At 43.9% G+C, this 21562-nt stretch carries 16 protein-coding genes; 10 read left to right on the forward strand and 6 right to left on the reverse strand.

The genetic code is table 11. From position 1 onward, the window contains the following. Nucleotides 1-2: 2 nt before the first annotated feature. The 3 genes from WBJ47_RS04900 to WBJ47_RS04910 form a co-directional block, all read right to left on the reverse strand. Complete coding sequence (locus WBJ47_RS04900) at nucleotides 3-842, reverse strand: FadR/GntR family transcriptional regulator (protein ID WP_422245986.1); 840 nt, start codon at nucleotides 840-842, stop codon at nucleotides 3-5. Further along, nucleotides 826-2004 (reverse strand): CaiB/BaiF CoA transferase family protein, encoded by a 1179-nt coding sequence (locus WBJ47_RS04905; RefSeq protein WP_422245984.1) that lies wholly within the window; start codon nucleotides 2002-2004, stop codon nucleotides 826-828. The genes WBJ47_RS04900 and WBJ47_RS04905 overlap by 17 nt, the downstream gene beginning before the upstream one ends. 138 nt (nucleotides 2005-2142) lie before the next feature. Then, nucleotides 2143-3498, reverse strand: a complete 1356-nt coding sequence (locus WBJ47_RS04910; RefSeq protein ID WP_422246078.1) for a leucine-rich repeat-containing protein kinase family protein — start codon at nucleotides 3496-3498, stop codon at nucleotides 2143-2145. 86 nt (nucleotides 3499-3584) lie between these two features. Here WBJ47_RS04910 and rfbB point away from each other — a divergent pair, with 86 nt between their 5' ends. The 3 genes from rfbB to WBJ47_RS04925 all read left to right on the forward strand — a co-directional run bounded on the left by rfbB (nucleotide 3585) and on the right by WBJ47_RS04925 (nucleotide 7821). Next, nucleotides 3585-4658: a dTDP-glucose 4,6-dehydratase gene (rfbB, locus tag WBJ47_RS04915; RefSeq protein WP_422245982.1), complete on the forward strand. Its 1074-nt coding sequence runs from the start codon at nucleotides 3585-3587 to the stop codon at nucleotides 4656-4658. Nucleotides 4659-4669: 11 nt separating this feature from the next. Then, the gene (locus WBJ47_RS04920; RefSeq protein ID WP_424585622.1) at nucleotides 4670-5854 is read left to right on the forward strand and encodes a hypothetical protein; all 1185 of its coding nucleotides are present in this window, start codon (nucleotides 4670-4672) and stop codon (nucleotides 5852-5854) included. Between the two features lie 116 nt (nucleotides 5855-5970). Further along, entirely contained in the window at nucleotides 5971-7821 is a 1851-nt protein-coding gene (locus WBJ47_RS04925) for a hypothetical protein (RefSeq protein ID WP_422245979.1), read from the forward strand. 7 nt (nucleotides 7822-7828) lie between these two features. Here the strand turns inward: WBJ47_RS04925 and WBJ47_RS04930 are convergent, their stop codons facing one another. Beyond that, the gene (locus WBJ47_RS04930) at nucleotides 7829-8692 is read right to left on the reverse strand and encodes a class I SAM-dependent methyltransferase (RefSeq protein WP_422245977.1); all 864 of its coding nucleotides are present in this window, start codon (nucleotides 8690-8692) and stop codon (nucleotides 7829-7831) included. Between the two features lie 132 nt (nucleotides 8693-8824). On the opposite strand from WBJ47_RS04930, the gene WBJ47_RS04935 reads away from it, so the two are divergent. Next, entirely contained in the window at nucleotides 8825-9805 is a 981-nt protein-coding gene (locus WBJ47_RS04935) for a glycosyltransferase family 2 protein (protein WP_422245975.1), read from the forward strand. Between the two features lie 34 nt (nucleotides 9806-9839). Next, complete coding sequence (locus WBJ47_RS04940) at nucleotides 9840-11030, forward strand: acyltransferase family protein (RefSeq protein WP_422245974.1); 1191 nt, start codon at nucleotides 9840-9842, stop codon at nucleotides 11028-11030. 6 nt (nucleotides 11031-11036) lie between these two features. Here the strand turns inward: WBJ47_RS04940 and WBJ47_RS04945 are convergent, their stop codons facing one another. After that, a complete protein-coding gene (locus WBJ47_RS04945) occupies nucleotides 11037-11903 on the reverse strand; it encodes a hypothetical protein (RefSeq protein WP_422245972.1) in 867 nt (288 codons plus the stop codon). A gap of 197 nt (nucleotides 11904-12100) precedes the next feature. Between WBJ47_RS04945 and WBJ47_RS04950 the strand changes: the two genes are divergently transcribed. The 5 genes from WBJ47_RS04950 to WBJ47_RS04970 are packed head-to-tail and all read left to right on the forward strand — an operon-like array spanning nucleotide 12101 to nucleotide 19966. Next, on the forward strand, nucleotides 12101-13168 hold the full coding sequence (locus tag WBJ47_RS04950; RefSeq protein WP_422245970.1) for an NAD-dependent epimerase/dehydratase family protein: 1068 nt from the start codon (nucleotides 12101-12103) through the stop codon (nucleotides 13166-13168). After that, complete coding sequence (locus WBJ47_RS04955; RefSeq protein WP_422245968.1) at nucleotides 13165-15336, forward strand: bi-domain-containing oxidoreductase; 2172 nt, start codon at nucleotides 13165-13167, stop codon at nucleotides 15334-15336. Before WBJ47_RS04950 ends, WBJ47_RS04955 begins: the two co-directional genes overlap by 4 nt. Then, complete coding sequence (locus WBJ47_RS04960) at nucleotides 15333-16541, forward strand: glycosyltransferase family 4 protein (protein ID WP_422245966.1); 1209 nt, start codon at nucleotides 15333-15335, stop codon at nucleotides 16539-16541. The genes WBJ47_RS04955 and WBJ47_RS04960 overlap by 4 nt, the downstream gene beginning before the upstream one ends. Nucleotides 16542-16587: 46 nt before the next feature. Further along, nucleotides 16588-17982 carry a DUF2142 domain-containing protein gene (locus WBJ47_RS04965; RefSeq protein WP_422245964.1) on the forward strand — a complete coding sequence of 465 codons (1395 nt, stop codon included), beginning with the start codon at nucleotides 16588-16590 and terminating at the stop codon, nucleotides 17980-17982. Beyond that, nucleotides 17951-19966 (forward strand): acyltransferase family protein, encoded by a 2016-nt coding sequence (locus WBJ47_RS04970; protein WP_422245963.1) that lies wholly within the window; start codon nucleotides 17951-17953, stop codon nucleotides 19964-19966. Before WBJ47_RS04965 ends, WBJ47_RS04970 begins: the two co-directional genes overlap by 32 nt. On the opposite strand, the gene WBJ47_RS04975 is transcribed toward WBJ47_RS04970, so the two are convergent. Then, nucleotides 19963-21393, reverse strand: coding sequence for a glycosyltransferase (locus tag WBJ47_RS04975; RefSeq protein ID WP_422245961.1), 1431 nt, complete (start codon nucleotides 21391-21393; stop codon nucleotides 19963-19965). The genes WBJ47_RS04970 and WBJ47_RS04975 overlap by 4 nt on opposite strands. Between the last annotated feature and the right edge of the window lie 169 nt (nucleotides 21394-21562).

The raw sequence follows: 21562 nt of genomic DNA on the forward strand, positions 1-21562 counted from the left end.
TTTTAAAGGTCTCCAAGTAATGTTCGATAACGTGCCATAGCGGTTTCTAAATGTGTCCGCATGGCGAGGCGAGCGCCTGCCGAGTCACGCCGAGCGATTGCCTCGACAATGATCTCGTGCTCGTTCTCAATTTCTTCCACGCGGGTCGTGCCAATCGTTCTAAATCTAAACGTGCGCACAGCGTGATGGATCACATGACTCAAGTGACCCATGATGCGCACAAAGTAAGGGTTGTTGGCGCAATGTGCAACCGCCAGATGAAAATCTACCGACGTGTGCGCTGCTGCCTCCCAATCCTCTGCATGTTGCTCCAGACGCTTGAGCGACTGGCGAAGTGATTCGAGCTGCGCCGCAGTGCGATGCGTTGCCGCCAAGGCTGCCGCCCCTGACTCGATCTCAATCCGCAGCTGATGCACATGGATCAGCTGTGACAAGTCCAGCAAATCATCATGCGACACTTCAAACGGACGTAGTGCAATATCCGCACAGACAAAGGTACCCACCCCATGACGCGTCTCGACCAAACCCGTGAGCTTGAGTCGTGCGATGGCTTCGCGCACCACATTGCGACTGACGCCAAACTGCGCGCCGAGCTCTTGCTCGGTCGGCAAACGCTGACCGGGAGCCAAGCTTTCGTTCAAAATGCGGGTACGTAATTGCTGGGCAATCTCGTCCGGGAGATTTTCTGGGCGTCCCAGACTATCAAACGCCGAAGCCGTTGAAGAGGATACGACCGAGGCTACCTTGGCGCTTGCACCCCGACGACTGGTCGTCTGTTGCCTGCGGGCCGTGTAGACCGTTGTTGTGATGCCTGGCTTATCCAACTTAAATTGCACCTTCACGGGCGAGCTCTTCGATGTGAGCCGCACTAATGCCAAACTCGGCGAACACTTCTTTGTTGTGCTCGCCACGATCTGGGGCTGCCACAAACACCTCTCGTTTAGAGCGGCTCATGATGACGGGCTGACCCACTACACTAATTTCGCCAAGCTTCGGATGCTGGAGCTTTTTAGCCATCCCTAGATGCACGACTTGTGGATCTTCCATGGTTTGCTGAACATTCTTGATCGGACCACAAGGCACGCCTTCCTTGTTGAGCAAATCAATCCAAAATTCCGTGTTTTCCTGTTTCGTCCGCGCATTAATGGCAGCGTTGAGCTCAGGGCGATTCTTGGCGCGCAGCTGGAGGGTCTTAAACCGAGGATCTTCGATCAGCTCTGGCAAGCCCAGCACATTAGCCAGACGCACGTACATTTCCGTACCCATGGCGGCGATATTGATATAGCCATCCGAAGTCGTATACACCCCTGTTGGCGAGCTGGTGGGATGGTCGTTGCCACTCTGTCCCGGGATTTCCTTGTTCATCAGCCAACGCATGATCTGAAAATCCATCATCCAGACCTGAGCCTGCAAGAGCGAGGACTGTACCCACTGGCCTTCGCCGGACTCCTCGCGCTCGAGCAGCGCGACTAAGGTCCCGATGGCACAAAATAATCCCGAGGTCAGATCCGCCACCGGAATGCCGGCACGCATCGGACCACGACCGGGCTCACCTGTCACCGACATGATGCCGCCAATGCCCTGTGCGATCTGATCCAGGCCGGGACGATCCTTGTACGGACCATCTTGGCCAAAGCCAGAGACGCTGGCGAGAATAATGCGTGGATTGACCTTGCGCAGTGACTCGTAGTCGATCCCGAGCTTAAATTTCACGTCGGGGCGATAGTTTTCAATCACCACATCCGCCTGCTTGACCATCTCCATGAACAAAGCCTTGCCCTTGGGATGCTTTAAGTTAATGGTGATGCTGCGTTTGTTACGGTGCGTATTTTGGTAGTCCGCAAACTGCGCTGAGCCGCCCGGCTTGTCGTCCGGCATATCGCCCGGCTCTTCGATCTTGATGACATTGGCACCCCAGTCTCCGAGTTGACGGACCGCAGCGGGACCTGAGCGCACGCGCGTCAGATCCAGCACTGTGAAGCGGCTGAGGGGTAGCTTGGGCATTGAGGTCTCCGGTGCAGACGAGTGCAATTTTGATTGCGATTTTTAGATGTTGGACATCTTACAAGAAAATGATCAAGCCGTTTTAATGACCATGTCTTTGACATGGTTTAGGCTGCAATCCGCTTCACCGCACGTTTCTTATACTGACTGGATTCTTGCCACGACCTCTGTAAAAACAGGTCGTTGGGTGGCGTCTGTGTGCAGGCAAACATCACGCAAGGCAGTTAAACGGGTCAGGGTCGTAATGTTCGTCAAGGTCGCCCCCGTCGTTGCCTCACCCTCGCAGCGCTCAAGCAATTCTTCAAGCAAATAGCCAAAGGCACGCACTTCGATCTTTTCAAGCGCGAGACTGTACGCAGCATCGGTAGGCTTAAAACACGCCGCACCAAAATCACCTAGCAAGGCATGTCCATTTTGGCCCAACAGGATGTTGTGCGCGTACAAATCACCGTGCATGATGCCCTTTGCGTGCACTTGCTGAGCAACACTGGCGATACCGGAGGCGATGCTCAGGACCTCAGAAAGGCTCAAGCGCAAGTTGTCTGCGTACACATCGCGCGTACAAGAGGAAAAACTTGGTGGGCCGGCCAAATTGCGATAGTTTGCCTCGACTAATGACATCACCAAACCATTCGCGTTTTCGGGATGTCCCTCTATCTTGCCGAGCACGGTGATCAAGTTTGAATGGCTGCCGGCCCGCATGCAAGCCGCCATTTCGCTGATCGGCAGGCCATCGCTCGTGAGCTCACCTTTGAATACTTTGACTGCGACCGAGATCGAGTGATCAGCTTGCCAGGACGCTTGATAAATCACACCCGAGGCGCCTTCGCCAAGCTTTTGTTGCAACGACAAAGAAGACCAAGGGATGGGTTTGACCGGCGTATCTTGCAAGGCGGTTTGCTCATCGCTTGAACAAAAGGGATTGCCGGAATAACTCAGCCAAGCCAAGCGCGGCAATTGAAACAAGACCTCAGGCAAGGCTTCAAACCTATTTGCTGCGATTCGGATCAGCTCCAGATTTTTACAGTTGCCCAGTTCTTTAGGCAGCGTCTGCAAGCGATTACCCGCCACCATTAGTTTTTGCAGATGCGGGCGATGACCAAGCTCTGACGGCAATTCAGCAAGCTGGTTGCCGGTCAGGATCAGCCAGCGCAGCAAGGGCGGTAAAGCCTCAGGCGAAAAATGGCGGATGTTGTTGCTTCTAAACCCGATCATGCTCAAGGCTTTACATTGACCCAGTACGCGAGGCAGCTCGGTAAAGTGGTTATCAGAGCAAAACAGGATTTTTAATTTGCGTAGCTCGGGCAGACGATCGGGGAGAGAGGATAAGGCGTTGCCTGAGAGGTCCAGGATTTCTAGGGTGTCGGCTAGGTCGAAGATTTCGGGAGGGAAGTCTTTTAGGTTGCAGGACAACTTTAGTTGAGTCCTGCCCGCCAAGCGCCCCGCTCGGGATTCCTCTCTGAACTGCTCAAGTGTCTGGATCGGTGCATTCATAGCGTTAAAGAGTAACAAATCTCCGACTCAAGCCCCCGCCTCATGCCCTACAATTTGGCCATCCATTGACCTTTTGAGTACACGACATGATTCTTGTCACCGGCTGCGCAGGCTTTATTGGCAGTAATTTTGTCCACACCTGGCTTTCAAGCCATGACGAGCCTATCGTTAATCTGGACAAGCTGACCTATGCCGGCAATGTCGACAACCTATCCTCGCTGGCACACGACAAGCGTCATATCTTTGTGCAGGGCGATATCGGCGATCAAACACTCGTCTCTGACTTGCTCTCGACATACAAACCTCGCGCCGTGCTCAATTTTGCTGCAGAGTCCCACGTTGACCGCTCCATTCTAGGGCCTGGTGAATTTATCCAGACCAATGTGATCGGTACGTTCAACTTGTTGGAGTGTGTCCGCGCCTATTGGTACACCCTACCCGCCGCAGATAGCAGCGAGGACCTGAACCAGGCGAGCTTTCGCTTTCTGCATGTGTCGACCGATGAAGTCTACGGCACACTAGGAACTCAAGATCCTCCCTTTAATGAGACGAACCCTTACGAGCCTAATAGTCCGTATGCCGCCAGCAAGGCATCGTCCGATCATCTAGTTCGCGCCTGGCATCATACGTATGGGCTGCCGGTCCTGACGACCAACTGCAGCAACAACTATGGGCCCTATCACTTCCCCGAGAAGCTGATTCCGCTTGTGATTCTGAATGCGCTAAACGACAAGCCCTTACCGATTTATGGCGATGGACAACAAATTCGTGACTGGTTATTTGTGCAAGATCACTGCCGCGCGATCGAACGGGTTCTGGAAGCAGGTCGCGTTGGTGAAACATACAACATTGGCGGCTGGAACGAGATGGCCAATATCGATGTCGTCAAAACAATTTGTACCCATCTTGATGCGCTGCGCCCTCGCGCGGATGGTAAAAAATACGCCGAGCAGATCACCTACGTCAAAGATCGTCCCGGACATGATCGCCGCTACGCGATCGATGCAAGAAAAATTGAAAGCGAACTGGGCTGGAAGCCACAAGAGACATTTACAACCGGGATTAAAAAAACGGTGGAGTGGTATCTAGACAACCCCGAATGGGTGGAAGGCGTCACCAGCGGGGAATATCGTCAATGGCTGGGCAAGCAGTACGTTTAGGCGCATTTATCTTGTCATCACCCCGCCGCCCCCATCTTTTAGTTACCTTATCCTCTCATGGCTTTGGTCATCTATCGCAAGCAGCGCCCGTCATCAATCAATTGCGCGAACTGATCCCGAATTTACGTCTTACTATTCGCGCAACCTTTCCTGCCGACCAAATTCAAAAGCGAATACTCAACCCCAACGTTTTACAACCCGTCGCCGATGACTTTGGCATGGTGATGCGAGATGCACTGACGGTCGATCTTAGCGCCAGCTTGCTTGCTTATCAAAAGTTTCATGCCTCCATGCCCGAAAGGATTGAGCACCTATCCGAGGAACTGCTTGAACAAAAGATCGATCTTGTCTTGGCAGACGTTCCTTATTTAACGCTCGCAGCTGCCAAAAAAGTAGGTATTCCTTCTGTTGCGCTTTGCTCGTTGAACTGGGCCGATGTTCTTGAGCATGCGCTTTTGCTGGCGACTTCTAATGCTCTTGAAAATACTGCTTCATCACGTGCTATTTCGCCAGAGCTTGCGCGCGTGGGAGCAGAGATTGTGCGTGAGATACGCGGGATTTATCAGCAGGCTGACTGCTTCTTGTTGCCTACACCTAGTATGCCGATTCTAACGCTCACCAATACGCGTGCAATCGGCCCCGTCTGCACACCGGGCATCATGCGCAGAGAAGCACTAGCTTTTAACACACAGGTAACCGGAGATGTCTGGTTTGTTTTGGTCGGAATGGGAGGGATGCCCTTCGACCTCGAGCTCGATGAATGGTCAACTCATATGCTTGGCAAGCCGATTCACTACATAGTGGCAGGTAAAATTGCACAAATATCTAAGCATCCACACGTCATTTCAGAAACCCAAACCGGCCTGAGCTACTCTGATTTAGTTTCCTCCGTCGACTTAATCCTAACCAAGCCTGGTTATGGCATGTTTGTCGAAGCGGCTGCCGCTGGTGTCCCTGTTTTGTATGTTGAACGTCGCGATTGGCCCGAAGCAAAAGCACTAACAGACTGGCTTGAGGTCGTTGCTCATTGCACTGAGATATCAACCGAAGTTTTGCATCGCGGTGACTTTGTAGATGAGATGCGCAAACTGCTTGAGCTAGGGCGCTATGACCCTGTCGCTGCGACAGGTAATATGCAAGGTGCTACTTTTCTTGCCCAATATATTTGTTCTACAGGGGAGGCTTGTCGCGGGTGACGTCATGCAAGACATTCATGTCACACAACGCACTGCATTAGACTCCAGAAACTCACCTAACCAAAACAACTACATAATCAAAGTTGCACTTCGGACCTGAAACCAACGAATTCACTATGTCAACTTTTCTTCTCTTTTTATCTAGTTTCGGACTAATAAGTTTCATTAGTCAACAAGCAGAAATTGGTCGCTATAAAGCACCTTTTATATTTTGCTGTTCCGTAAGCTTGGTTCTCTTCTTTTTTGCACTATTTGATTTGCTTTCCCTTGGTTTGATATTTGTCACATCATTGGGATGCTTTTTAGCAATTTTACAAATTATTAGAACTGCAAAGAATCCAAAATCTTTAAACATTCCCTATTCTGATGTGCTGATTGTTGTTCCATTTATTATTTTTTATATTGCTGTTGCTAAGGATTTTAAATTCTTAATATGGGATGAGTTTTCTTTTTGGGCAAGCAGTACAAAAATAATATATGAAACAAATGCATTGTTCAAAAGCGACTCCCCCATTTTTTTGAAATCTTATCCTCCCATTCAACAGTTATTTCAGTACTACTTTGTCAAACAAACATTTTGGTCTGAAAAAAATGTGTTATTTGCACAAACGTTTTGGGTTTTGTCTTCGATTCTTTGTGTAGTCGGCTCAATTGTGAGGGGACCACTAAATGTCTCTTTCACTTTCATTATCGCAACATCATTTTTGTATTTTTTTAATTATAGTTATTCAACAATTTATTCTGATCAATTGTTGGGGGCATGTTTTGCTGCCTGTTTAGCTTTAGCCTATGATCAGAATAAGAAAATAACTACGGCAGTGATATTTTTTATTTCCATTGCTGCCTTAGCATTAATCAAAGAAATAGCCATACTGTTAGCCCTTGTTGCATTCGGTGTTTTCTATGTTTCTTATTTTCTTGAACACCAATCCTTAGACAAGTCATTTAAAGCTAGATTACTTTACCCGACGATCGTCTCGTTACTCGGCTTTACAGCGACTATAGGTGTTTTAAAGTCATGGTCTTGGTATGTCGCAACAATCCAAGCAACGCGAGATGTAGTGATTCCAAATTTCAGTATTTTTACTGAACCTGCTTTAAGTAAGCGCTTATCCCTCACAACGAGTGAATTTTTCACTAGGGTTTTTAAGCCTGGGTTTTTAAGCATCACAGATCGTTGGTCGATTGCTAGCCCTTCCTTAGTGTTTTTATTTATTATTTTTATTCTTTTAAGTGTGGCTGTCGTTTTAATTAAACCCAGGATATTGCGAACAAAACTTGTTTTTACACTATCGATAATTTTTGTAGGTGCCTTGGGTTATCTTGCCTCACTTTTTTTGAGTTATCTTGTTTTTTTTACAGAGTATGAAGGCATTAGACTCGCATCCTTTGAAAGGTATTTTTCTAGTTATATCCTTGCTTGGATGTTATTGCTTTTTGCTTTTCTGTGCAGTGCTATGGATGAACTGAAAACAAAGTCCTTGGTGACTGTACACGCTGCAGTTGGATTGTTTATATGTTTACTCGTCCCAAGCGTATTTTTTAAAGAAGTTAAAGTGATTGAGGCTGGCGGCGAAGCTTATCAGCTTCGTCAAAGGACGGAGTCATTTGCTGACAAAGTCAAAAAGTATATTCAACCCAATGAAAAAGTGTATTTTATTGCGCAAAATTCTAATGGCTTAGAAAGAATCATGTTTTATTACGCCATGCTTCCCTACACAAGCTCGATGTCTTGGTGTTGGAGTATTGGAAAAAAATATTTTGAAGGTGATGTTTGGTCTTGTGATGTCAATCTACCAAGTCTCTTAGATGGGTACCAATATATAGCGGTTTATCGTGGCGATGAAAAACTTTGGCAATCTGGCGGCACGTTATTTGATAAAGATAGTACTAAAAACGGATCACCCAGTCTTTTTAGGATAATCCGAACTGATGGCAAAATTGAATCATTTAGCCGCCTTGAGTAAATTGAGTTTATTTCTTTTTTTGTGTAATGACATACGCGATGTCACTTGGCAGAATTTTCAGCAGTGGCATGGCAATGAAGATTAGGCAATAGATTAAGCTTGTGACTATGGGTCTTGTTTTTTTATTCGCATAGGTCAGTCTCGTATATAAACCATCGAGGCTGAGTGTTTCTAGGCGACCTTTGTCTTTGACTTCGAAGCCTTGGCTCGCAAGAAGAATCCCTAGGTTTTTTTGATTAAAGTAATGGATATGTGGTGAGGGCATCCCCACTTGCCACATTCTTTCGAAAAATCCTTTCATGCCGATGAAATTGAATATTTTTGAAAGGCGATAGAACACTCCATTGCTATCAGGTAGATTTAATACAAGCAACCCATCATCCTTTAGATGGTCATTGCAAGCAGACAATACTGACTGAATATCTGGGATATGTTCAATCACATCATTAAAAACAATGACGTCAAATTTTTCGTCTGTACTTAAAATCTGTGGAAAATAACCCATCCTAATAGGTAAGCCGAGCTTTAAAGTTTGTTTAAATATTGTTTGATCAGGTTCAATGCCAAGCACATCGAAATGATTCTTGGCCAACTCAAGAAACCAGCCGTGCGCGCAGCCCACATCAAGTAATTTGTGATGGTTAGAAGTAAACGTGCAGATTCTATTCAACAGTGTCTTGAAATTGATATTTCTTACTGTGCGTAGACCAGACTCCCGCGAGAGCTCATCCAGCGGACGGTGCAGGTCTGTTTTATTGATGGTCGGCAGGAGTGTTGCCATTTCATAATGACAACGCTTGCATACAAAATGCCAAGGCTCATTGCCAGCTGTCATGACTGATTTGCAAACCGGGCATGCTTTGTCTAACATGAAGAAGCTCTTAAATGTACAGATCTATTAATGTAATAGATAATGGGCCTTTAAGTTTTTTCTGATTTATTAAGTTACTTAAATTGAACTGGCGTTTACAGGCAGTAGCGCCACGACTTGGAGTCAGGTTTAGTGTTCGAGAATAAAGACGAATGGCGAGTGGCTGTCGTGATACCTGCCTATCGGGTTACTCAGCATATCAGCGAAGTCATTCATGGCATACCTGAATCAGTATGGGGTATCTACGTAGTGGATGATGCCTGCCCGGATGAAACAGGTAAGTATGTAGAGACATTCATTACCGACCCTCGAGTTCGCGTTTTATATCAGCCAGTCAATCAAGGTGTGGGTGGCGCAGTGATGGCCGGATACCAGGCTGCACTTGCAGATAAAGCAGACATCATTATCAAGGTTGACGGTGACGGGCAGATGGATCCTGCACTTATTCCGGATTTTATTGCGCCGATTATCTCTGGTGAAGCCGACTACACCAAGGGAAATCGCTTTTATGATTTGGAGAAGATCCGATCAATGCCTAGAGTAAGAATTTTCGGCAATGCCGTTTTGTCCTTACTTACAAAGTTATCCTCTGGCTACTGGAATTTATTCGATCCCACCAATGGGTATACCGCGATACATGCAGACGCCTGTAAGCATCTTCCATTTCATAAAATTAGCAAACGTTATTTCTTTGAAACTGATATGTTATTTCGGCTAAATACGCTTCGGGCCATGGTCGTTGACGTTCCAATGGATGCAAAGTATGGCGAGGAAACTAGCCATCTTAAAATATCCAAGATAATGGGCGAATTTCTGTATAAACACACTAAAAATTTCTGTAAAAGAATTTTTTATAACTATTTTCTGAGAGACCTGTCGCTCGCCTCTATTCAACTTGTTTTAGGATTTTTATTGACCTTTTTTGGTGTTGTATTCGGTGGCTATCAATGGTTAATATCAGCCGATGTTGGCATACCAGCATCGGCTGGTACGGTCATGGTCGCAGCGATGCCACTCTTAATTGGTTTGCAACTTATTTTGTCTTTTATTGGCTACGATATTGCCTCTGTCCCGCGCAGACCCATTCATCGATTAAAGCGAAGACGAACGTAGTAACGCACTTAATTTGATTACATGCCATTCTTTAATGAACACTCCATCCTCAATTACTCAAAGATCAGACACTGGTCATAATAAGAAAAATGAACTTGAGATGCCCTCGCATTTATCGGCACTGGATGGATTTCGTGGCTTGCTTGCAATGTGGGTTTACCTAGGGCATTTGGCTAATTCGGTAGGTTTTAAAAACTATGTTTTAGGCATGCATGCCCTGGCTGTCGACTTATTTATGATTTTGTCAGGTTTTCTAATGGTTTATACATGGAAAACAGCTATCAGTTTTAGGCACACTTTTAGTTTTAGTTTTACCAAAATAGCGATCCCCTTTTATGCGAATCGTTTTTTTCGCATCGCACCACTCTATTATTTCTTACTCATCATTTGCTTTTGTTTTTTGCCAGTATTGGCAGAAATGCATGATGCAACGCATAAGTTGATTCCGCCCCCATGGGCGGAGGGTTTAAGTAGCTATAACCCACATACCGTTTGGGACTTTTCCAATTTTAAATGGCTGTTCTTGCACACCACTTTTGCATTCGGGGCGGTTCCTGGAATGGAGTCATCAACGCCACTCCCTGACTGGAGTTTGTCGCTGGAAATGCAGTTTTATTTAATCATGCCAGCACTGCTGTTGATGTTTGGTCGAATTCATATCATTTTGCTAGCCGCACTAACAGCAGTTCTTGCTTTTTATGCGCCCTCACTTTTCGGAAATTACTTAACACCAGGTTCGATTGCACATTTTGGCCAGCCTAGTTTTATAGTTTATCGGCTGAATGCTTTTATGGCGGGGCTGGTGATCGCAGTCTGGCTGCGCAATAGACAGCTGGAAAAACCTAGCTTAATGGTTAATGTATATACAGTTTTAGCGAGTGTGATTTGCATTCTTCCATTAAGTAAACCTGTTATCTTGGGTTATGCACTTTTTATAATTCTAGTTTTAAATAGGTCGTTTATTCTTAACCAATTGTTTAGTCTTAAGCCACTCAGATTTTTAGGCAATATCTCATATTCAGTTTATTTATCCCATATATTGATTGTTATACCAATAGTATATTGGCTAGTTAATCAACATGCCTTTCTGGCTTTAGACAATACATTACGATTTGTCGTAGCTGTCGGATTAACAGCGCCGTTAGTCATTTTTATCGGCTATGTATTATTTCGAACGGTCGAGATCCCTGCCACTCGATTAGGTCATTATTTTTTAAACCGATGAATCTATTTATAAATATGGATTAGACAATACAATATTAGAGCGGCTTGGGGTAAGTTGATTGCGAACTGCATGATCTAAAACGTGACATTGATACATGTGGTCAATCCATCGCGCATTTTTGAATATTCTGTAACTTCTGAGAAAAGGATGCTTTTCTATTGGTCGCATTGGATGCTCCTCAGTAAACTCATGAATGGCAGCTTGTTCTCCGCACCATGAGTTGTGACTGGGATACTCCAGATCATCCAAATAAATCATGACCTGAGGAAGCATATTATCTGCAGAGTGCGTTAATAGTTTTAGAGCATCAACGGTAGAGCTGTAGTAGTCCACATCAATTGAAACAAATCCTATTGGTGCCTTAGAAAAATCTTTTTCGAGAAATGCCTTCATTGACTCTGCAATAGGTCCGAGAACTAATTTTGTGTTGTTATCTAGCAGGCGCGATAGTTTCTCAAAATCCATCGGAAAGTCGCCAGCTTGATATATCTCTGGATGGTCTTTATAGGATTGTGGCGGCGGCATGCCAGCACCCGTATCAAAACCGTAAATATCAAAATGAATGCCAGTTGATTTTGTTATTTTTTTTGCGATTTCTTGCAAATTAATCAATCCTGAACCTGCGGCAACGCCAAATTCGAAAATTGATACTCGATCGTACCCAAGCGCTTTTGCTTGATCAGCGACACTTAACAGAGAGTATGCATGCTGTGGCCTGATTACCAGATCGAAGTCAATTTTTGTCCTATATGAACCAAAAAGGCTAACAAATAGCGCAATGATATTCAAATGAATTGGCTCAGAGAGGCGCTCGTAGAAGATACGCTTCCAAATGTATGGTTGACTAAGTTTTTTTAAGTATGCAAGTGACATTTGTTTAAACTAGCAGATGGTTAGGGTCGAAGAATTCCGTTACTGCAGCAGATGGTATGAGCGTAATTAAGTACGAGACTGTAAGTGCCCAAATTGTAGCGTTAAGTAGTCGCCGCAGTGCTCGCGTCAAAGGGTTTAGGATTAGTAGTTTCCGATGTAAACATCGCTACAATCTAGCTATGTGAATGTAAATTAGGATGTTTAGAGTGATCGTTAACGAATCTTATAAAGATAAAACCATCTTAATCACGGGTGGTGCTGGTGCAATCGGTAGCAACTTGACACGAGCACTCGCTCACGCGGGTGCCGCAAAGGTAATCATTCTTGATGATTTATCCGCGTCATACCAGTGGAGCATTCCTAACCTGCCCAATGTCTTGTTTGTAAAAGGCAGCATTACTAATGACATTGATTTAAAAAGGGTTTTTCATGAAAAGCCTGATTACATCTTTCATTTGGCCGCTTTTTTCGCCAATCAAAATTCCGTAGATTATCCAGAAAAAGATTTATTGGTGAGCCAGCTTGGTACGGTCAAGATGCTGGAATACGCTGTACTCCAAGGCGGTCTCAAAAGATTTGTATACGCGGGCTCTGGCTGTGCGATATACGGTGCACAGGCGCCACTTCCGCTAAAAGAAGACTTTGTTTCCATGCACCTCACGACACCTTACCAAATCTCCAAGATGGCAGGGGAGTTGTACTGTAATTTTTATTGGCATCATTATGGCCTGCCTGTTGTAAAAACTCGCTTTTTTAATTCATATGGACCAGGCGAAGTCCCTGGGCAGTATCGCAACGTCATTCCCAACTTTATTTATTGGGCAATGAAAGGTCAGCCATTACCAATTACTGGTGATGGAAAAATGACGCGTGACTTTACGTATGTCATGGATATTGTTGATGCACTTTTACGTGCCGGTGTTGTTGAAGAGGCAATCGGTGCTGAGATGAATATTGCATCCGCCACAGAGACGGAAATCGTTCAGATGGCAGAGATGATTAATGAATTAACGGGTAATAAGGCAGGACTGCTTTACACCGATCGACGCAAATGGGACACAAAGTCCAGACTGCTTGCAAGCGTTGACCGCGCACGAGAGTTACTTGGATACGATCCTAAGACAACGTTTGAAGATGGTCTCAAAACAACCATTCAATGGTTTAAGGATAATTGGGAAGATATTTCTCGTGATGCAGAGTTTCCTCCAGGTATGTCCTCTGCTGTTAAAAATTATGTTTTACGTCAAGACGCTGAACGCGAATGAAACAGGTTGTCCAAAGTTACAAGACTGGAGAAGTCACACTGCGTGAAGTCCCAGTGCCACAGTGTGGCAGCAAACGTATTCTGGTCCGTAACAGTCACTCGATCATCAGTCTAGGCACAGAACGCTCAACAATTGAACTGGGCCGGAAATCGTTGCTAGGTAAGGCCGCCTCACGGCCAGATCTCGTTCGTCGTGCTTGGGATAAAGCCAAAAAAGAAGGCTTACTTAAAACATGGCAAGAGGCCATGGGACGCCTAGATACGCCTACGCCTCTGGGGTACAGCAGTGCTGGCGTCGTTGAGCAATGCGGAACCGCTGCAACCGAATTTTCTCCAGGCGACAGAGTGGCGTGTGTAGGACAGGGGTTTGCTTCACATGCTGAATTTGTCTCAATCCCTGTCAATCTGGCCGCACAGATTCCCAAGGGTGTGACGGATGATGAGGCGGCATTTGGAATGCTGGGCATCATCGCATTGCATGGTGTGCGTAGTGCCAATCTGACATTCGGTTCACATGTCGTTGTGATGGGTCTAGGATTGTTGGGTTTATTGACGATCCAAATTCTTCGCGCTTACGGCTGTGAAGTGCTTGCGATAGATCCTGCGCTGGACAAGGTAGAACTTGCCAAGCAATTAGGATTTGCGAACGTTACGACGAATGCAGAAGATTTATTGCAAATTTCTAATCACAAAACTTTAGGATATGGAGCTGATGCAGTCATCATTACTGCAGCGAGCAAAGATCGGAGCTTGGTTGATCAGTCGATTAAGTTATGTCGCACCAAAGGGCGAATCGTCATCGTTGGCACTGCAGATATTCATCCTGATAGAAATGAGCTGTGGCTCAAAGAGATCGAACTCGTCGTTTCACGAGCAGCAGGCCCTGGATCCTTAGACCCCATATATGAAATAGAAGGTGTTGATCTTCCGATTGGCGATGTTCGTTGGACACAAAAACGTAATTTGCAAGAATTTCTACGTTTAATTGCAGACAAAAAAGTGGATGTGTTGTCCCTAATTACACATCGGTTCGCCATCGAAGAGGCCGAGAGTGTATATGGACAATTCGTTGCAGGCAGCCTCATTCAGCCTATAGGCGTATTGCTGAATTATCCAGAGACAGCACACATTGCACGAACAATGACATTAGCCCCAGTGCAGGTCATGCCTCGCAACGCAGACAAGATACAAATTGGTGTGATTGGCGCTGGATTATTTGGAAAAGCTTTACTCCTGCCTGCTCTAAAGTCACAGCCTGGCGTTATCCTTCATACCCTGGTAACAGGTTCTGGAGCGAGTGTTGAGCACAGTGCACGTAAATTCGGATTTTTAAATCAATCTACCGATACGGATAGTGTCTGGGAAAATTCTGAGTTAGATGCCGTGATTGGGCTTACACCTCACAGCCAACATGCACAGCTTGTGACTTCTGCAATAAAAAAAAGGAAAGCGCTATTTCTGGAAAAGCCAATTTGCGTAAGCGTTGAAGAGCTCACGAATTTGCGCGAGTCTGCATCCAAGGCTACCTCACTACCTTTAGTATTTGTTGGGCACAACAGAAGATTTTCACCGCACGCAGTGCAAATGCAAAAGTGGTTGGCTGACCGTCAAGGACCGCTGGTTTTACAAATGCGCATTAACACAGGATTTATTCCTGTCTCGCACTGGGTTCACTCAGAAGATGAAGGTCGAAGCCGCGTCGTGGGCGAAATGTCTCACTTTATTGATTTTATTCAATGCTTGGCAAAAGCATCTATTGTGCGAGTATCGGCAGAAAGGATTTCTGGCGATAACCGAAGTGCGGTTAATAATGACAATATCGCCATCAGTTTTAAACTGAGCGATGGTTCTGTCGGCTCTATGATTTACTCTGCGTCCGGTGATAAAGCGTACTCCCGAGAAATGACTGAAATATTTTTTGATGAGAAAACGATTGTTTCAAAAGATTTTCGGGTAAGCGAGTTTCATAAAGGCGGTAGGTCAGAAAGCTTTAAGACCAGCGGACAAGAAATGGGATATTCACAAGAGCTGATGCACTTTGTGAACTGCGTAAAGGGAACTGAATCACCCGTTGTTTCATTAAATGAATCCTTCGAAACAATGGACGTCATTTTTGCCATTGAGCGCGCTTTAGCAACCGCAACTATCATTACCATTGGTTCAAAGTGAAAGTACTACTTGTTACCGATTCGTATCCACCGGAGATTCGCTCCGCCTCTCATCTGATGCTTGAGCTTGCACAAGAGCTTAAACATCGAGGCCATGACGTCACAGTGATTACTACTTGGCCCGAATACAATTTAGATCAGGCAATCGAACACAAAAAATTTAGTGAGTTTGAAATTGAAGACGCGATTAACGTGATTCGAGTCAAAACCTTGCCTCACCATAACGTCAATTACATTGTGCGTGGATTATCTCAATTATTAATGCCACTACAGTTTTTACTCAAACTTAGACGTTACAAAATTAAGACCGACGCAGTTGTTGTATACAGCCCTCCTTTGCCTCTAGCGCTCGTCGGAAGTTGGCTTAGAAAATATGGGGTGAGAAATATCTTGAATATCCAAGACTTATTCCCCCAGAACGCCATTGATCTTGGTATTTTGCGCAGTAATGCTCAAATTAAGTTTTTTAAAGCATTAGAGAAGTATGCCTATAAAACTGCTGACATCGTCACCGTTCATTCCGAGGGTAATCGAAAGATGCTTTTGGAGCAGCAAGACAAGATCGAATCAAAACTCAAGCTTCTACATAATTGGGTGGATGTTGAACACCATAGCTCTGAACATTCGACAGTAAACTTTAAGCAAAAGTGGGCGATTCATCAGAAGCATGTTGCTGTATTTGCTGGTGTGATGGGGCCTTCACAGTATCTTGATCTGATTTTAATGATTGCTGAGCAGATGCAAGAGAACACGAATCTTTTATTTTTACTGGTCGGTGATGGTAAAGAAAAGGAAAGGCTCCAAGCGCTTGTAAAGACAAAAGGGCTAGCAAATGTGCGATTTGAGGGTTTTATCTCACGAGATATTTATCCAGATTTACTCAGCGCCTGCAGTATCGGGCTCGTATGTTTGAGCCCACAGAATCAAACCCCAGTCGTGCCGGGGAAAATATTAGGGCACATGGCTGCTGGATTGCCAGTGGCTGCCTTTCTTCATACAACAAGTGATGCGCATCAGATGATATCGGATGCAAATTGTGGTGTTTCAGCAAACTCTGCTGATGTGCAAGAGTGTGTCAGCGCGATGAAAGATTTGCTTTCGCGAGAATCGGAGTTTGATCGTATAGGATTGTCAGGGAAGCAATATGCGAAGCAGCATTTTTCTAAAGAAGTCTGCGTGTCCCAGCTTGAAGCAATGCTCAATTAAGTTCCTATTTTTTTAGATATGCTTTTGAAATGAATGAGTGCATTTCATGACTGACAAAAATGCAGCGATCACTACAACAAAAGCTAATAGCCGTAAAAATATAATATTTGTAGCTTTGTTATTTGTAGTGTGTAATTTTTTATCTACATTCATTCCTCCCTTCCAATCACCAGATGAATTTGAGCATGTCACCAGAGCCTATTTATTTGGTAAAGGTGTGATTGTTCTTGAAGTTCCCAAAGATGAAGTGTCGGGTGGCTTCATTGACTCTGGCCTCGCTCGGTACATGGATGTCTTTAGACCGATACCTTTTAATCCTGATCGCAAAATTTCAGAGTCTGAACTGGCTGCTGCCAAGAAAATAGAATGGACTGGGACAACAGAATTTAATCGTGCTCCAGGTATGGCTTTTTATTTCCCAGCCATTTACAGCATACATGCTCTAGGGCTTTTAATGGGTGAGCATCTTAATCTGTCGGTTGATGCGACCTATAAGCTCACAAGGGCACTATTGTTACTTGCGATCTGCGGGATTCTTCACTTTTCATTTCAGCTTTATCAACCACCTTATCTCGTCATGGCATTGCTTGTCATCCCGATGAGTTTATTTCAGCTTGCTTCAGCAAGCTTAGATGGTATCGCAACCGCAATTTCAATTTTTCTTATTTCTGCATTTTTAAAAATTACAGAAAACAAAGAGCAATCAGCAAAGTGGCTTTTTTATACTTTAATGATTGCATGGCTGCTATTGGCATCAAGTCGTGTTCAGCAATTTTCTTTGATTCTTTTAGTGGCTAGCTGTGGATACTTCATGCGCAAGCCGCGCTACTTTTATCTAACTATTCTTGCCGCTCTCGTTGTCATTATTTGGCAGATAATTGCTGTATCAACGAGTGTGGATGGTCGTGTCAAGCTTGGGGCACCTACATCCGTCATTGTCAGTTGGTATTTAGATAACCCTTTGGAGTTTGTTGTTGTTTTGAAGACAACATTGAGTAGCGCAGAAACTTGGCGCTCATATCTAAGTAGTTTTTTTGGCATGTTGGGTTGGCTTGATACACCTTTTGTAGGGAAAGAGTATATCTACTTATTAGGATTGACCGCACTGATTACATTACTTTCGATGACCTTCCGTAATTTGCATATTCACCTTGAGGCTAGGCTATTGCTTGTGATTTGTTCAGTAGGGTCGATATTATTGATTTATTTTGCCCTGTTAGTGACATGGACGCCGCATCCCGCTGTGGTTGTGCATGGAGTTGTTGGAAGATATTTTTTGATTCCTGTCATCATGCTGGCCTATGCATTTGCAGACTTGACCGTTTCGGCCAATTTAAAAAAACAACTCTGTACGCTCTTTTTATTAATTTTGTTAGGTGTGTTTAGTGTTGTGAACACTAGCAAGCTTCTTGACAACAGATATTTTGCTCATGCAAAGTAAATACGAATACAAAGCTTATCGCGCAGACATTGATGGATTACGTGCCTTAGCTGTATTGGCAGTAGTGATCTACCATGCTTTTCCAGGACGATTGCCTGGTGGTTTTATAGGTGTTGATATTTTTTTTGTAATTTCAGGCTATCTGATTTCTGGAATAATTTTTTCAGAGCTCTCTGTAAATTCCTTTAGTCTTCGTCACTTTTATGAAAGACGAATTCGTCGCATATTCCCAGCTCTTTTGATTGTTTTAGCTTTCTGCTTAACAGTAGGATGGGTAGTCCTGCTAGCTGACGAGTATGCTCAGTTAGGCAAGCATGTAGTAGCGAGTGCTGGTTTTTTGTTAAATCTCGTCTTATGGAGTGAGAGTGGATATTTTGATAATGCTGTAGTTACAAAACCTTTGCTGCATTTATGGTCTTTAGGCATAGAAGAGCAGTTTTATATTTTTTGGCCTTTGCTTTTATTATTCCTTTGGAAAAAGAAATTAAACATCAAATGGTTCATTATTGTTACTTGTCTACTTTCATTTGTATTCAATTTACACCAAACTACGGTTAACCCTACTGCTGCGTTTTACTCCCCACTCACTAGATTTTGGGAGTTATTGATGGGGTCTTTGATTGCCTTGTGGCATCAAAGAAACTCTTATGCAAACAATAGATTAATTTCACAATTCTCACAGAACAGTTTATCTTTTCTTGGAATTTTTTTAATTATATGTGCTTTATTTTTAATAGATAAAGAACGTGCTTTTCCAGGCGCTTGGGCGCTCTTGCCAGTTTTAGGCGCCGCTCTCGTTGTACTTGCAGGCCCATCAGGGTGGATCAATCGTATCTTTCTTTCGAATAGAGTCATGGTAGGAATCGGTCTCATTAGCTACCCACTCTACCTTTGGCATTGGCCACTCTTGTCTTTTACTCGAATTATAGAAAATCAAACACCAACAGTTTTTTTACGTTTATTAATTGTTAGTTTATCTTTTTTATTAGCGTGGATGACATATGTCTTTGTAGAAAAACCATTACGTCAAAGTAACAACAATAGATCATTTATTTTTTCCTGGCTTTTAGTATTAATGTTTTTGTTTAGCGCAGTTGGTTATTGGGTGTTTTACAATCAAGGGATTAAAAGCCGTCTAGTGGTCCAGGCGAGCGAGCAAACAGCGCCATTTTTAAATATTTATTTTCCGCCTGAGACTTCATGTCAAGAGGTGTTTAATCAAACAGCTATCAACTCTCCTGCCCTACAGTTTTGCAAACGTTATGCTTCTAAAAAGCCACAAAAGACAATCCTGCTTTGGGGTGATTCATCGGTTGCGTCTTTACTTCCTGTTTTTGCAACAATTGCTAAAGAAAATAATTATGCAGTTGTGAGTCTCTCACATCTTTCTTGCCCACCAATTATCCAGGCTCGCAAAACCTTTTTTACATTTGAAGCAAGTAAAAAGTATTGTGCTGACGGTGTTATTCAAGGTGAGATTATTGATTTTATCCGTCAACTCAAGCCTGATTTAATTGTGATTTCTGCGGCTTGGTCCGTCTTTGGCAATAAGGAATTTTTTACGGATGTAACTAGTGAAATTGCAAATCAGGCTTCCACCAGAAAAGTGTTAATGACTCATTTACCTGATACGCTTGAGCGATTGTCGGCGGTTGCCAACGTGATTGTTGTTAAGGGCTGGCCCGATCTTCCTAGAAATCCTCAAATAAGAGTAGTTGATTTGATCGGCCTATCTAAAGGTGAAGTCACAACATCTCAACAAGAGTTTGAGCAAAAAACTCAATTCATCAATCAAGTCTTCGACAACCTGTCTAGTGAGCGTATACGCCTTTACTCTCCATCTGATAAATTATGTGATGGATTGTTATGTCACAGCATCATTGATGGAGTCATGCTCTATGAGGATACCTATCATTTGACTCCACAAGGAGTGATGCATTTCAAAAAAGATCTCGAAGAAATTATTGACCAGAATATTCATTAAATAAATTTAATACGACGCGCAGCGAATGCCACCATCCTTAACAACAACCACCCGTGCTTCCAGCGCGATATATTTGTTTCTCCATAGCGTCTAGCCCTATAACGAATTGGAACTTCAAGGATTTTGAGGTTCAGTCGAGCTGCACCAAAAAGCAAATCAAAATCTCCAAAAGGATCAAAGTCACCAAAATAGGATCTATTTTCAGCAATCCGGTTATAGTCCTCACGCCAAAGTACTTTTGTTCCGCACAGAGTGTCTCTAATTGATTGCCCCAGTAGCCAACTAAACGCCCAGGAAAAAAACTTATTTCCAATAAGATTTGCAAAACGCATTGCATCACCTTCCATTGGATAGACTAAGCGAACGCCATTAACGAATTCTGCATCGCCATTTGCGATTAGCGCATAGAATCGAGGCAGATCTTCTGGAGGTACAGTAATGTCAGCGTCCAAAATCATCAGCACATCGCCTTTTGCAAGATCAAAACCTGCTCTGACCGCATCACCCTTCCCTTTGCCTTGTTGCTTGATCAACTTACATTGTTTGTTTGTATGGGCTGCAATTTCTCTTTCAATCACTTCATACGTGTCGTCAGAGGAATGTCCTTCGACAAAGATGATTTCTGTTCCTGCCCCCATCTCTGGGATGCGCGCGATGAGTTCTTTGATATGACCAGACTCATTGCGTGCAGCAACAATTACAGAAACACTAGGCGTGATCACTTTTGGCACTAAAAGCGGTCGCGCAACCATGAAGTTGGCCATGGATAAATAGCGAAAGGGGAATAGTTTGGTTAAATAACGGTTTGAGAAATCTGAAATAAAAGGGATGCGTATGGGTATCAGTACTTCAGTCCAATGTCTTAGCGGCTGAAAGCCAGATATCTCAAGCAGATTTTTCATGTCTTGAGGGGCCAACCAATTTTGAGCTAATTTTGGAGAGGCCACGCCTATCTTGCCAGCAATGGCGAGAGGGATATTCCAGAGATGGCTGTAAAAATTGAAGATTACGCGAGTGCTAGGGGAACAGTATTTTTTTAACGATTCAAGAAGAGTTTGCACATCCCAAACATCGTTTACTAATTCCGAAACGATAATATAATCAAAGTATCTTTCACCTAGTTCAACATTCTGAGCATCTGCAAGAATAAATTCTAAATGTGGGTGAAACGAAATCGCTCGGTCAATAGCTGACTTTGAAAAATCAACACCTACTCCATGACTTGGATTTAAGGCAAAAAGAAGATCCCCTTGACCACAACCTAACTCTAGAATACTTAAATTTTCTGGAACTAATTGACGATAGGTTGATATTAGTTTTCTTCGATAATAAGCTGACTGAGCTCGGGGAGCAAATGCATTTATATCATTCCAATATTTAAGCCGCTCTGAGCGATAATCAATTGCTTCGGATTCAAATGTATTCATATCATTTTTGCGATTAAAAACGCTGCACCCTGAGAATATATTGTTAGATAAATAATAACAGTAGACTGTGAATCTAGGGACTTTAATTTATATTAAACATTCATTTTTTAAATATCATCATTACAACAGTTTAATCTTAAAGCTTTTAAATGAATATTTTACCTAGTTT

Source organism: Zwartia sp., from assembly GCF_049655405.1.
GTDB lineage: Bacteria > Pseudomonadota > Gammaproteobacteria > Burkholderiales > Burkholderiaceae_B > Zwartia.